This is a genomic window from Xanthobacter flavus (assembly GCF_017875275.1).
Taxonomy (GTDB): Bacteria; Pseudomonadota; Alphaproteobacteria; order Rhizobiales; family Xanthobacteraceae; genus Xanthobacter; species Xanthobacter flavus_A.
In genome coordinates this window covers 1,928,068-1,941,592 of sequence record NZ_JAGGML010000001.1, presented here as the reverse complement: position 1 = coordinate 1,941,592, position 13,525 = coordinate 1,928,068, and the positions used below count along the sequence as shown (strand labels likewise).

Sequence of the window (13,525 nt, the reverse complement as noted above, 5' to 3'; positions counted from 1 at the left end):
TCCTGGGCGGCATGAACGCCCGACGCGATGCGAACGCTGTCTTCCTGAGCCGTCATGCCCCGGCTTGTCCGGGGCATCCACCGGGCCGACAGGCCGGCGCAGCCATCCCTGGCGCGGGCCTGCGGAAGCGTGGATCCCCCGGACGAGCCGGGGGATGACGCCGCCCCCAGAAACAAGAAGGGCCGGCCTCCGCCCGGACGCCGGCCCTTTTTCATGTCGCCTGTCCGTCGGCGCCGGAGGCCTCTTCCGGCGCCTCCCGCCTCAGAGAAACGCGAGACGGCGGTCGCGGCGGCGGTCCTGCACCGGCTGGTAGGCGATGCGGGCGTGGGTCTGGCAATAGGGCATGCCCGGATTGGCCTTGCCGCCGCAGAAATGGAAGCTCTCGGTGCCGGGCTCGCCCAGCGGCCAGCGACAGGTGCTCTCGGTGAGCTGCATGATGGTGCAGCCCTGGGTCATGGGCACCACGTTGTCGCTCATGACGGGGGCGGGCGCCGGTGCCTCTTCCGGTGCCTCGTCCAGATCGGCCGCAAGCGCGGTGTTGCCGATGGTGGTGGGCCGCTGCGGCCGCGCCTGAGCGTCGGGACGCCCGGCCGGGGCGCCCATCGGCCCGTTCATCGGGCCGGCCTTTGCCGGCGCCGCTCCGCTGGCGCGGGGGCGCGCCGGGGTGGGGGCGGACTTCGCCCGGCCGGACAGGCCGAGGCGGTGGACCTTGCCGATGACGGCATTGCGCGTCACCTCGCCAAGCTCCGTCGCGATCTGGCTCGCGGAGAGGCCTTCGCTCCAGAGCTTTTTCAAGAGTTCGACGCGCTCGTCATTCCAGCTCATCGCTCTTCTCCATTCGCCGCATCTACTTGCCGCATTTCAACCGGCAGCATCTCAAGAACGCCGCGGGCGCCGGAAACGCTCGGCGCCGCATCCAGCCATCCGCGGGCGCGCCGCTGCGGGCGCGTCCGGGCCGTGACTTCGCAGGGCTGAATCCCTTCCCGTTCCCGTGCGCGGCAAAGCGCTCGGATGGACCCGGATTGCGGTTCCTTGGAAGAGGGTTCCTGATGCCCCTGCGCACGACATCTCGTGGCTGACGATCACGAACCTACAATATGGCCCGTCCTCGCAACAGAGTCGGCAAGGGGTGCCGGCGTGTTTTCCCCAGCTCCTTAAGGCTTCGTTTACCCTTGGGCGGCGTCGGGTCGCGACAGCGATTCGCCGCGCGGCCGGCGATCGGTTGACCTCGCGCGCATGATCATTAGAATCCGGAGGTCGGGCTGCCCCCGCTTGGGCGGCCTTTTTTAGTTTGTGCGCGCGGCTGGGCGAGGGCCCGCTGTCGCACAGTGTTCGCAAACCCGTGCAACCTCGAGGCCGAAGCCTGAAGCCAAGCCCCCCAGGAGGATAGTGTGATCACCCCCGTTCTGCCGACCTACGCACGCATCGACCTCCAGTTCGAGAGGGGAGAGGGCTGCTGGCTCGTCACGACGGACGGGCGACGTTTCCTCGACTTCACCGCCGGCATCGCCGTGAACGTGCTGGGCCACGCCAACCCTTATCTCGCCGCCGCGCTCTCCGAGCAGGCGTCGAAGCTGTGGCACGTGTCCAACCTGTTCCGCATTCCCGGCGCCGAGAAGCTGGCCGACCGGCTGAAGGCCGCGACCTTCGCGGACACCATGTTTTTCACCAATTCCGGTGCGGAAGCGCTGGAGTGCGCCATCAAGATGGCGCGCCGCTATCAATATGTGAGCGGCCATCCGGAGAAGAACCGCATCATCACCTTCGAGGGCGCCTTCCACGGGCGCACGCTGGCGACCATCGCCGCCGGCGGCAACCCGAAGTATCTGGAAGGCTTCGGCCCGGACCTGCCGGGCTTCGACCAGGTGCCGTTCGGCGACCTGGACGCGGCCCGCGCCGCAGTGACCTCCGAGACCGCCGCCATCCTGGTGGAGCCGGTGCAGGGCGAGGGCGGCGTGCGCGTGCCGCCGGCAGGCTTCCTCGCCGGCCTGCGCCAGCTGTGCGACGAGAACGGCCTGCTGCTGGTGCTGGACGAGGTGCAGAGCGGTGTCGGCCGCACCGGGCGCCTGTTCGCGCACGAGTGGACCGGCGTCACGCCGGACATCATGTCGGTGGCCAAGGGCATCGGCGGCGGCTTCCCCATGGGCGCGTGCCTCGCCACCGAGGAGGCGGCCAAGGGCATGACGGTGGGCACCCACGGTTCCACCTATGGCGGCAACCCGCTGGCCATGGCGGTGGGCAATGCGGTGCTGGACGTGGTCCTGGAGGAGGGCTTCCTCGATCGCGTCAACCGCGTCGCCGGCCGCTTCCAGCAGCGCCTCGCCGAGCTGCGCGACAGCCATCCGGCCGTCATCGCCGAACTGCGCGGGCAGGGCCTGCTGCTCGGCATCAAGGCCGCCGTGCCCGCGCCCGAGCTGATCGCGGCGCTGCGCGAGGAGGGCATGCTGGTGCCCGGCGCCGCCGAAAACGTCATCCGCCTTCTGCCGCCGCTCAACGTGAGCGAGGAGGAGGTGGGCATCGCAGCCGACAAGATCGAAGCCGCCTGCCGGCGCATCGAGGCGCGCCTCGCCGCAGATCCGGTGAAGGGAGCGGCCGAATGAGGGGGAATGGGGTGCGTCATTTTCTCGACCTGTCCGAGATCCCGGCCGAGGAGCTGCGCCGGGTCCTGGACTTCTCCAAGGACCTGAAGGCCCGGCGCAAGGCGGGCGAGCCGGTGGAAAAGCCGCTCGCCGGCAAGTCGCTGGCGATGGTGTTTGACAAGCCGTCCACCCGCACGCGCGTGTCGTTCGACCTCGCCATGCGCCAGCTGGGCGGCGAGACCATCATGCTCACCGGCCAGGAGATGCAGCTCGGCCGCGGCGAGACCATCGCCGACACGGCCCGCGTGCTGTCGCGCTTCGTCGACGCCATCATGATCCGCATCCTGGACCATGACGACCTGACGGAGCTGGCCAAATACGCCACCGTGCCGGTCATCAACGGCCTCACCCGCATCTCCCATCCCTGCCAGGTGATGGCGGACGTGATGACCTTCGAGGAGCATCGCGGCCCCATCACCGGCCGCTCGGTGGCCTGGACGGGCGACGCCAACAACGTGCTGGCCTCGTGGGTGCACGCCGCCCAGCGCTTCGACTTCTCCCTGAAGGTGGCGACGCCCAAGGAATTGTCGCCGCGTCAGGCGCTGAAGGATTTCGTCAAGCGCACCAAGGCCAAGGTGAAGTTCATGCGCGACCCGGAAGAGGCGGTGGAGGGCGTGGATTGCGTCATCACCGACACCTGGGTCTCCATGGGCGACAAGGAGGCCGAGCGCCGCCACAACATCCTCAAGCCCTATCAGGTCAATTCGGCCCTGATGGCGCGGGCGGACAAGGATGCCATCTTCATGCACTGCCTGCCCGCCCATCGCGGGGAAGAGGTGACGGACGTGGTGATGGACGGCCCGCAGTCCGTGGTGTTCGACGAGGCGGAGAACCGCCTGCACGCGCAGAAGGGCGTGCTCGCCTGGTGCTTCGACGCGGTCGGCGGCTGAGGCCTCTGGCGGACGACAGGACGAGCCGGGTTGAAACGGCCCGGCTCGTGAATATGTGTGGGACCAAACCTTTGGGACCCATTGGCTGTGCGTAGAGCGCGGGCAGGCGGGTCCGGCACGTCCGGAGACCAGTCATGAAGGGCGAGCGCACCCGCACCGCCACCCGCGCCGCATCGGATGCCGCGCAGGACGATATCGTCACCGCCTTCCAGGTGGACGCCCTCGACATTCGCGGCCGCACGGTCCGCCTCGGCCCCACGCTCGATGCGCTTCTCGCCCATCACGCCTATCCCCCCGCCGTGAAGCGGGTGGTGGGCGAGGCGGTGACGCTCGCCGTCCTGCTCGGCTCCTCGCTGAAGTTCGAGGGCCGCTTCATCCTCCAGACCCAGACCGACGGGCCGGTGGACATGGTGGTGGCCGACTTCGTCACCCCCGACAAGATCCGCGCCTATGCCCGCTACGATGCCGATGCCCTGGCGGAAGCAGAGCGCCGCAACGAGACCTCGCCCGCGGCTTTGCTCGGGCGTGGCCATCTCGCCATGACCATCGACCAGGGCATCAGCACCAACCGCTACCAGGGCGTGGTCGCCCTCGACGGCTCGGGGCTGGAGGCGGCGGCGCACGAATATTTCCACCAGTCGGAGCAGATCCCCACCCGGGTGCGCCTCGCCGTCGGCGAGGAGATGAAGCCGGGGGGAGGGGAGTCCTCCTGGCGTGCCGGCGGCCTGCTCGCCCAGTTCCTGCCGCAGGACGCCTCCCGCGCCCGCATGGCCGACCTCTCCCCCGGCGACGCGCCCGAGGGCGTGGAAGAGCACACGGTGGACGAGGACGACGCCTGGGTGGAGGCCCGCTCCCTCGTCGGCACGCTGGAGGACGTGGAGCTGATCGACCGCGACCTCTCCTCCGAGCGGCTGCTCTACCGCCTGTTCCACGAGCGCGGGGTGCGGGTGTTCGACGCGCTGCCCATCGCCGCGCGCTGCTCGTGCTCGCGCGAAAAGGTCTCCGGCGTCCTCGCCTCCTTCGGGCCGGAGGAGCGCCGCGAGATGATCCAGGACGACGGCAAGGTGACGGTGACCTGCGAATTCTGCGGCCGCACCTACAAGTTCACCGCCGAGGAGGTTCTCGGCCGGGCGGACGGGTGACATTTTAGGTGTGCCGTCGTGCTCCGGTTCGGTGGGCGGGGGTAAGAGGCGGCGCCCGCGCCGCAAGAGCCGTCATCCCCCGGTTCATCCGGGGGATCCACCCCTCCGCCTGTCGGCGCCCAGCCATTAAGGCTTAGCGTCAGACCACCCGTGGATCGCCCGGACGAGCCGGGCGATGACGGTTGAGTGGGGATGGTAAGAGGCGGCGTCCTCGCTGCAAGAGGCCGTCATCCCCCGGTTCATCCGGGGGATCCACCCCTCCGTCTGTCGGCTCCCGGCCATCGGGGCACGGCGTCAGACCATCCGTGGATCGCCCGGACGAGCCGGGCGATGACAGCGCGGTGGGCGGGGCTGCCTCCCGCCCCTCACATCTCCTCCGCCGTCTTCAGCAGAAACGCATAGAGCGCTTCCGCCGCGAGGCCGATGTCGGCGGGGGCGGCGTATTCGCGGGGGTTGTGGCTGCCGTTCTCCGAGCGCACGAACAGCATGGCCATGGGCATCACGCCGCGAAACACCATGGCGTCGTGGCCGGCACCGGAGGGCAGGCGCATCACGGGCAGCTGAAGGCTCTCCACCACCCGCGCCATGCGCTCCTTGAGCGGTCCGTGGCAGGGGGCGGCGGGCACCTCGTGGCCGATGTCCACGCTGGCCTTCACCCCACGCCGGGCCGCGATATCGGCGACCGCCGCGCGGATGTCGGCGACGGCACGGGTGCGCAATGCGTCCGAGAGGGCGCGCACGTCGAGGGAGAATTGCACCTCCCCGGGCACCACGTTGACCGCGCTGCCGGCGATGATGAGGGTGCCGACCGTGGCGACGAGTTCCTTCCCGTCGGCGCGGCCGCGCGCCTCCACGGCGAGGATCATTTCGGCGGCGGCGGCGAGCGCGTCGTGGCGCATGGCCATGGGCAACGTGCCGGAATGGCCGGCCTCGCCCCGGATGCGCACATAGCCGCGCGAGGCCCCGGCGATGCCGGTGACGATGCCGAGCGGCGCGCCCGCCGCCTCCAGCACCGGGCCCTGCTCGATATGCACTTCCACATAGCCCAGCGTCTCGGCGGGATCGCGCCGGCAGTCGGCGACGCGATCCACCGGCGCGCCGAAGGAGCGCAGCGCCTCGATGCGGGAGATGCCCTGCGCGTCCACGTCCTCCAGGCTTTTCGGATCGAAGAGGCCGGCCATGGCCTTGGAGGAGGTGAGGGTGGAGAGGAAGCGCACGCCCTCCTCGTCGGCGAAGGCCGCGACCTCGATGGCGAAGGGCAGGCGGATGCCGTTCTGCTTCAGCGCCTCCACGGCGGCGATGGCGACGAGCACGCCGAGATTGCCGTCATAGATGCCGGCATTGCGCACGGTATCGATGTGCGAGCCGAGGATGAGGGTCTTGGCGTTCGCCCGGTCGGCGGCATAGCGGCCGACGATGGAGCCGGTGGCGTCCATGTGGACCTGCGCGAGCCCCGCCTCCCGCATCCAGAACGACACCTGCGCCGCCGCCCTTTTGTGGGCCGGGGTCAGCGTCAGGCGCGTCATCTCGCCGGGCACGTCGGTGCAGGCGGCTAGCTCCTTCAGGCGAGAGACGATGGTCTCGCCGTCGAGGGGCGAGGGGAGCGAGGCGGAGCCGGTGGCGGAGCGGGGCACGGGGGAGACCTTGTTCAGGAGGCGGCCGGCAGCATCTGGGAGAGGCGCAGCAGGCCGATGCGCTCGATCTGCGCCAGCGCCTCCGCCACCTCGGTCTCCCGGTCGTGGGCGAGGCGGCGCTCGAAGGCGGCGAGGATGTCGGCCTTGCTGCGCCCGCGGATGGCCATGATGAAGACGAAGCCGAACTTCGCCTTGTAGGCGTCGTTCAGCGCGGTGAAGCGCGCCTTCTCGTCCGGCGTGAGCTGGTCGAGGCCGGCGGAGGCCTGCTCGGCGGCGGACTCGGCGGTGAGGAGCTTTGCCTCCGCGAGCTTGCCGGCGAGATCCGGGTGGGCGTGGATGACACCCATCTGCTTCTCAGGGGGCGCGGCGCGCAGCACGGCGGCGAGGGCGTCGTTGAGCCCCTCGGCGGTGTCGGCGGCGGCGGTGAGGCCCTTGTCATAGGCGCCTTCCGCGATCCACGGGGAATGCTCGTAGATGCCGCCGAACCGTTCCACGAACAGGCCGCGCGGCATGTAGGTGGGCCGGTATCCCCCGACGGGTGGGTGATGAGCGATCCAGTGGCGGGCGATGTCGAGGCGGCGCGCCACCCACACCTTCTCGTGCCCGGCGATGTAGTCGAGGAAACGGGCCAGCGCCTGCGCCCGGCCGGGCCGTCCGGCGAGGCGGGGGTGGAGGCCGATGGACATCATGCGCGGGGCGGTGGCGCCCTCGGCATAAAGCAGGTCGAAGCTGTCCTTCAGATAGTCGAAGAATTCGGTGCCGTTGGCAAAGCCCGCCGCCACCGAGAAGCGCATGTCATTGGCGTCGAGCGTGTAGGGCACGACCAACTGAGGCCCGCGCGGGCCATGGATCCAGTAGGGCAGCTCGTCCGCATAGCTGTCGGCCACATAGAGGAAGCCGCCTTCCTCCATCAGCAGCGGCACCGTGTGCTCGGCGGAGCGGCCCTGATAGAAGCCGAGGGGGCGTTCGCCCGTCACCTCAGTGTGCAGGCGCACGGCCTCCTCGATGTGCTCGCGCTCGGCGTCGCGGGTGAAGTCCTTGTATTCGATCCATTTGTAGCCGTGGCTCGCCAGCTCCCAGCCGGCCTCCTGCATGGCTGCGACGGCATCGGGATTGCGGGCGAGCGCGGTGGCGACGCCATAGACGGTCGCCGGCATGTTGCGCTCGCCGAACAGGCGCAAAAGCCGCCAGATGCCGACGCGGGCGCCGAACTCGTAGATGGATTCCATGTTCATGTGCCGCTGGCGGGGCCACGGCACGGCACCGATGATCTCGGACAGGAAGGCCTCCGAGGCATTGTCGCCATGGAGCACCGAATTCTCGCCGCCCTCCTCGTAATTCACCACGAACTGCACCGCGATGCGCGCATCCCCCGGCCAATGGGGATGGGGCGGATTGCGGCCGTAGCCCACGAGATCGCGCGGATAGGGCTTGCCGGTGACGGGATCGGTGGGGATGCCGGAATTGTCGCGTCCGGTGAAGGGGGCGGGCATGGGCTCAGGATCCCCGATAGGTGGAATAGCTCCACGGGGAGCACAGCAGCGGCACGTGATAGTGGCCTTCGATGAGGGTCACGCGCAGCGGCACCACGTCGAGGAAGGGCGGGTCGGCGACCGGCGCGCCCGTGGCGCGGAAATGCGCGCCGATGTGGAAGACCAGCTCATAGGTGCCGGGGATGAAGTCGTCGCCCGCCAGCAGGGGCGTGTCGGTGCGGCCGTCCGCATTGGTCTGACGGGTGGTGACGAGGGCGCGTTCGCCCTCCGCGGTCAGCCGGTAGAGTTCAACCGCGACACCGGCGGCAGGGCCGCCGGACACCGTATCGAGCACATGCGTGGACAGCCGCCCCATCGCTTCCTCATCCGTTCCTGGTTCAGCCCCGACCGCCCGCCACGCCTTGGGTGCGCAGGGCTGGAGGCCGGGGCAAAGGTCCGCTGCACGGCAGCATAACCTGCGCCTCGCCGATCTATTTTCCGAAAAAATCGGAAGATATTCCGATTTCCCGACCTGTTTCCCCGGCGCAGGATTTGATCTCCAATGAGGCATGCCGATGTGTTGGGCAATGCCCGTTCGGTTCCCGCGCCGGAGCGTTGCCGTCGCCAAAAAAATTTGAAGAACGCCCTTCCGTTTCAACCGACCTTCCGTTTGGGGAAACCTGATGTCACAAGCCGTTCATCCCGTAGATGAAGTCCTGCCGACACCGAAACTCGCGGCGCTCGGCCTCCAGCATGTGCTCGTGATGTATGCCGGTGCGGTCGCCGTGCCGCTCATCATCGGCCGGGCGCTGAAGCTGCCGCCGGAGCAGGTGGCGTTCCTGATCTCGGCCGACCTGTTCGCCTGCGGCCTCGCCACCCTCGCCCAGTGCCTCGGCATCCTCGGCGTCGGCATCCGCCTGCCGGTGATGATGGGCGTCACCTTCGCGTCCGTCGGCCCCATGCTCTCCATGGCCAACGATCCGTCCATCGGCATCCTCGGCATCTACGGCTCGGTCATCGCCGCCGGCATCTTCGGCATCATCGTCGCCCCCTTCATCTCGCGCCTTCTGCCGCTGTTCCCGCCGGTGGTCACGGGCACCATCATCATGGTGATCGGCATCTCGCTGATGCGGGTGGGCATCAACTGGGCGGGCGGCGGCATCCCCTTCTTCACCCAGACCATCGACGGCAAGGTGGTGCAGATCGCCAACCCCAATTACGGGCAGCTGCAGGGCCTCGGCATCGCGCTGTTCGTGCTGCTGGTGATCCTCGCCTTCATCCGTTTCGGCAAGGGCTTCGTCGCCAACGTGGCGGTGCTGCTCGGCATCGTCGCCGGTGCGGTGCTCGCCTCAGCCCTGGGCCTCATGCATTTCGAGAAGGTCGCGGCGGCGCCGTGGTTCGACGTGATCCTGCCGTTCCACTTCGGCATGCCCACGTTCCACCTCGTGCCCATCATCACCATGTGCATCGTGATGATCGTGGTGATGATCGAGTCGCTGGGCATGTTCCTCGCCCTCTCCGACATGACCGGCAAGCCGGTGGACGAGAAGGCGCTCGCCCGCGGCCTCAGGGCCGATGGCGTGGGCACGCTGCTGGGCGGCATCTTCAACACCTTCCCCTACACCTCCTTCTCGCAGAACGTGGGCCTCGTCGGCGTCACCGGCGTTCGCTCGCGCTGGGTGACGGTGACGGGCGGCGTCATCATGCTCGCCCTCGGCCTTTTGCCGAAGATGGCCGCGCTGGTGGAGGCGGTTCCGCAGGTGGTGCTCGGCGGCGCGGGTCTCGTGATGTTCGGCATGGTGGCGGCCACCGGCGCGCGCATCCTCACCGGCGTCGATTTCAAGACCAACCGCAACAATCTCTTCATCGTCGCCATCGCGGTGGGCTTCGGCATGATCCCGCTGGTGTCGCCCAACTTCTTCAAGGCGCTGCCGCACGAGCTGCACCCGCTTCTGGAGAGCGGCATCCTGCTCTGCGCCATCGTCGCGGTCGTGCTCAACGTCTTCTTCAACGGCGTGAAGAAGAGCTCGACCGAGGAGATCGTCGCCGCCGCCAAGCAGGCCGAGGCGCACTGAGGTCCGGTCAGGGGCAGGCCGGGGAGTGGTTGCCTGTCGGTGTCGAAAGGCTCAGGCGGGCAGCCGCTCCCCGATCTTGGCGAGTTCGCGGGCGATGTAGCGCCGTCCCTCGTCCACCAGCATGTCGGCGAAGGCCTTCACCTTCAGCGGCACCAATTGGCGGGCGGGATAGAGCACCGCCAGCGTCGCCGGCTTCGGCGGGTTCTTCTCCAGGAGCGGCACCAGGCGGCCGTCCGCGAGGGCGTCCGCCACCTCGAACCGCGGCTTCACCACGATGCCGCGCCCCTCGACGGCCCACACCGTCAGCACGTCGCCGTCGTCGGCCTCCAGATGGCCGGTGACGGGAACGGCGAGGTCGCGCCCCTCGTCGGTGAGCATCCAGCGCAATTCCCGAAGGCTCGCGAACCGCAGGAGGAGGCATTGATGGGCGAGGAGATCCTGCGGCCTGTTCGGCACGCCGGCCCGGTCCAGATAGCTGGGTGCGGCGCACACAATGCGCTCGACCTGCGAGACCTTGCGCATGATCATGCTGGAATCCTCGAAGGTGGCGAGGCGCAGCGCCACGTCGATGGATTCGGCGATGAGGTCGAGGGTATGTTCCGACAGGCGCAGGCGCACGTCGATCTCGGGATGGATTTCCTGGTAACGCGCCGCCACCTGCGCCACCAGCCGCCGGCCGAGATGGAGCGGCGCGGTGACGCGCAGCGCGCCGCGCGGCAGGGCGCCGAGTTCCGAGACATTGCTTTCCGCCGCCTCGATGAGGCGCAGCGCCTCGGTGATGGCCTCGTAATAGACGCGCCCCTGCTCGGTCAGGCTCATGCGGCGGGTGGTGCGGTTGAACAGCCGGCAGCCGAGGTGCTTCTCCAGCATCTGGATGCGGTGGCTGACCACGTTGGCAGAGAGGTGCAGGCGGCGCCCGGCCTCCGAGAAGCTCTCGCTCTCCACCGAGGCGACGAAGGCCTTCATGTTCTCCAGCACGTCGCGCGACCCCTCAGCCCAAGCCACAACAACGATAGCCAAACCGACATTACCCATGCCGCCGGCCCGGGCCAATGGTCCCGCCCGGCGGACGTGACGGGCGCGAACGCCCCATCCTCTTCCAGCCACGGGATCTGAACGGCAATGGAACCCATTCTCCACGAGTACGGCAGCCTGCTTCTGCGCTGGACCCACATCATCGCCGGCATGGCGTGGATCGGTGCGTCGTTCTACTTCATGCATCTCGATGCCAGCCTGAAGGCGACGCCCGACATCCCCGCAGGCAAGGGCGGCGAGGCGTGGGAGGTGCATGGCGGCGGCTTCTATCAGGTGAAGAAGTATCTGGTGGCGCCCGACTTCCTCCCCGATGAGCTGGGCTGGCACAAATGGCAGTCCTACGCCACCTGGATCACCGGCTTCTTCCTGCTCATCTGGGTCTATTACTACCAGTCGTCCATCTATCTCATCGATCCGGAGGTGATGAATCTGAAGCCCGCCGCAGCCATCGCCATCGGCCTCGGCGGGCTGGCGCTGGGCTGGATCGCCTATGACCAATTGTGCCGCTCGAAGCTCGGCGACCAGCCGCTGGTGGTGGGCATCATCGTGTTCACGGGCGTGGTGCTGGCGACGTTCCTCTACCAGCAGGTCTTCTCGCCCCGCGCCGCCTTCATCCATACCGGCGCGCTGATGGCGACCATCATGAGCGGCAACGTCTTCTTCGTCATCATCCCCAACCAGCACAAGGTGGTTGCGGCGCTCAAAGCGGGCGAGGTGCCGAACCCCTATTACGGCAAGACCGCCAAGCTCAGGTCCGGGCACAACAATTATTTCACCCTGCCCGTCGTCTTCCTGATGATCTCCAACCATTACCCGCTCACCTATTCCACCCCTTATGCCTTCGTCATCGTGGGGCTGGCGCTGATCGCGGGAACGGTGATCCGCTATTTCTACAACGAGCGGCACGCGGGGCGCGGCGACAAGGCGTGGTGCTGGCTGGTGGCGGCGGTATGCCTGATCGTCGCCGTGTTCATCTCGGCCACCACCACCGCCGCCGGCCGCATGGCGCTCGGCCTGCCGCCGCTGGTCACGACGGCCTATGCGAAGAGCGGGCCGCCGGCCGACGTGCCGGTGGACATCCAGAACATCGTCATGGGCCGCTGCGCCATGTGCCACGCCGCCGAGCCGGTGTATGAGGGGTTCGCCATCGCCCCGCGCGGCGTGCTGCTCGACACCGCGGAGGCCATCCACAAGAACCGCAAGCTCATTCTCGTCCAGGCCGGCCTCACCCATGCCATGCCGCCCAACAACATCACCGAACTCTCCGACGAGGACCGGGCCATGCTGAAGGAATGGGCCTCCGGCAAATAGGCCGCACCCCATCGCAACGACAGAACCGGCGGGCCGTCGCCCGCCCCAGAACAAGGAAGCATTCATGTCCACCGCCGCCGCCGACACACTCCGCAGCCTGATCGCCGAGCGCGCGGAAGCGCAGCGCCAGTTCCTGGCGGAGCTGGTGAAGGTGCCGTCCGACAATCCGCCCGGCGACTGCGCGCCCCACGCGGCGCGCGCCGCCGATCTGCTGGAGGCCCTCGGCTACACCGTCGAGCGCCATGCGGTGCCGGCCGACCGGGTGAAGGCGGCGGGCATGGTGACGGCCACCAACCTCATCATCCGCCACCGGTTTGGTGACGGCCCCGTGGTGGCGCTCAACGCCCATGGCGACGTGGTGCCCCCCGGCGAGGGCTGGACCAAGGACCCCTATGGCGCCGAGGTTGTGGATGGTCGCATGTATGGCCGTGGTGTCGCGGTCTCCAAGTCCGATTTCGCCACCTATGCCTTCGCCCTCGACGCGCTGAAGCGCTCCGGCCTGCCGCTGAAGGGCACGGTGGAACTGCACTTCACCTATGACGAGGAGATCGGCGGCGAGGTCGGGCCGGGCTGGATTCTCGAAACCGGCCTCACCAAGCCCGACTACGCCGTCTCCGCCGGCTTCTCCTACGCCGTCGTGGTGGCCCACAACGGCTGCCTGCATCTGGAGGTGGAGGTGATCGGCAAGTCCGCCCACGCCGCGCTGCCCTTCACCGGCATCGACGCGCTGGAGGGCGCGACCCACATCCTCGCCGCCCTCTACGCCTATCGCGACACGCTGCAGGCGAAGGTCTCGGACGTGCCGGGCATCGGCTCGCCGCAGCTCACGGTGGGTCTCATTTCCGGCGGCATCAACACCAATGTGGTGCCCGATCGCGTCACCTTCCGCCTCGACCGCCGCATTGTCCCCGGCGAGAATCCGGATCAGGTGGAGGCCGAGGTGCGCGGCGTCATCGCCAAGGCGCTGGAGGGCTCGAAGGCCAGGGCCGAGGTGAGGCGCATCCTCATCGCCCGTCCGCTGGTGCCGGACGACAAGGCCCTGCACCTCGCCGGCGTCATCTGCCGCAACGCCTCGGCCGTCACCGGCGAGGAGGTGAAGACCACCGGCGTGCCGCTCTATACCGACGCGCGGCTCTATGCCGAGGCCGGCGTGCCCGTGGTGCTCTACGGCGCCGGCCCGCACACCATCGAGGAGGCCAACGGCCACCGGGCGGACGAGAACCTGCTTTTGTCCGACCTCGACAAGGCGACGCTGGTGATCGCCCTTACTGTCGCCGATCTGCTCGCCTGAACAAGGCGTGCTTCCCTCCGGTCCCGCCGGAGGGGC

The 13,525-nt window shown here is 68.6% G+C and carries 11 protein-coding genes; 6 read left to right on the top strand and 5 right to left on the bottom strand.

Annotated features, from left to right (window positions below; all coding sequences use genetic code 11):
- Window positions 1–261: 261 nt before the first annotated feature.
- Window positions 262–825, bottom strand: coding sequence for a GcrA family cell cycle regulator (locus J2126_RS09390; protein WP_209486053.1), 564 nt, complete (start codon window positions 823–825; stop codon window positions 262–264).
- Between the two features lie 566 nt (window positions 826–1,391).
- On the opposite strand from J2126_RS09390, the gene J2126_RS09385 reads away from it, so the two are divergent.
- The 3 genes from J2126_RS09385 to J2126_RS09375 all read left to right on the top strand — a co-directional run bounded on the left by J2126_RS09385 (window position 1,392) and on the right by J2126_RS09375 (window position 4,671).
- Window positions 1,392–2,600: an aspartate aminotransferase family protein gene (locus J2126_RS09385; RefSeq protein WP_209486051.1), complete on the top strand. Its 1,209-nt coding sequence runs from the start codon at window positions 1,392–1,394 to the stop codon at window positions 2,598–2,600.
- A complete protein-coding gene (gene argF, locus J2126_RS09380; protein WP_209486049.1) occupies window positions 2,597–3,529 on the top strand; it encodes an ornithine carbamoyltransferase in 933 nt (310 codons plus the stop codon). The genes J2126_RS09385 and argF overlap by 4 nt, the downstream gene beginning before the upstream one ends.
- 134 nt (window positions 3,530–3,663) lie before the next feature.
- Complete coding sequence (locus J2126_RS09375) at window positions 3,664–4,671, top strand: Hsp33 family molecular chaperone (RefSeq protein ID WP_209486047.1); 1,008 nt, start codon at window positions 3,664–3,666, stop codon at window positions 4,669–4,671.
- A 365-nt stretch (window positions 4,672–5,036) separates the two neighbouring features.
- Here the strand turns inward: J2126_RS09375 and J2126_RS09370 are convergent, their stop codons facing one another.
- The 3 genes from J2126_RS09370 to uraH are packed head-to-tail and all read right to left on the bottom strand — an operon-like array spanning window position 5,037 to window position 8,153.
- On the bottom strand, window positions 5,037–6,305 hold the full coding sequence (locus tag J2126_RS09370; protein ID WP_348634271.1) for an allantoate amidohydrolase: 1,269 nt from the start codon (window positions 6,303–6,305) through the stop codon (window positions 5,037–5,039).
- A gap of 14 nt (window positions 6,306–6,319) precedes the next feature.
- A complete protein-coding gene (puuE, locus tag J2126_RS09365) occupies window positions 6,320–7,798 on the bottom strand; it encodes an allantoinase PuuE (RefSeq protein WP_209486045.1) in 1,479 nt (492 codons plus the stop codon).
- A gap of 4 nt (window positions 7,799–7,802) precedes the next feature.
- Window positions 7,803–8,153: a hydroxyisourate hydrolase gene (gene uraH / locus J2126_RS09360; protein WP_209486043.1), complete on the bottom strand. Its 351-nt coding sequence runs from the start codon at window positions 8,151–8,153 to the stop codon at window positions 7,803–7,805.
- A 307-nt stretch (window positions 8,154–8,460) separates the two neighbouring features.
- Here uraH and J2126_RS09355 point away from each other — a divergent pair, with 307 nt between their 5' ends.
- Window positions 8,461–9,852 (top strand): nucleobase:cation symporter-2 family protein, encoded by a 1,392-nt coding sequence (locus J2126_RS09355; RefSeq protein ID WP_209486041.1) that lies wholly within the window; start codon window positions 8,461–8,463, stop codon window positions 9,850–9,852.
- Window positions 9,853–9,903: 51 nt separating this feature from the next.
- Here the strand turns inward: J2126_RS09355 and J2126_RS09350 are convergent, their stop codons facing one another.
- Entirely contained in the window at window positions 9,904–10,857 is a 954-nt protein-coding gene (locus J2126_RS09350; protein ID WP_348634270.1) for a LysR family transcriptional regulator, read from the bottom strand.
- A gap of 117 nt (window positions 10,858–10,974) precedes the next feature.
- Between J2126_RS09350 and J2126_RS09345 the strand changes: the two genes are divergently transcribed.
- Together J2126_RS09345 and J2126_RS09340 are read left to right on the top strand one after the other, a co-directional pair.
- Window positions 10,975–12,198, top strand: coding sequence for a urate hydroxylase PuuD (locus J2126_RS09345; protein ID WP_209486037.1), 1,224 nt, complete (start codon window positions 10,975–10,977; stop codon window positions 12,196–12,198).
- A gap of 64 nt (window positions 12,199–12,262) precedes the next feature.
- The gene (locus J2126_RS09340; RefSeq protein WP_209486035.1) at window positions 12,263–13,489 is read left to right on the top strand and encodes an ArgE/DapE family deacylase; all 1,227 of its coding nucleotides are present in this window, start codon (window positions 12,263–12,265) and stop codon (window positions 13,487–13,489) included.
- Window positions 13,490–13,525 lie beyond the last annotated feature (36 nt).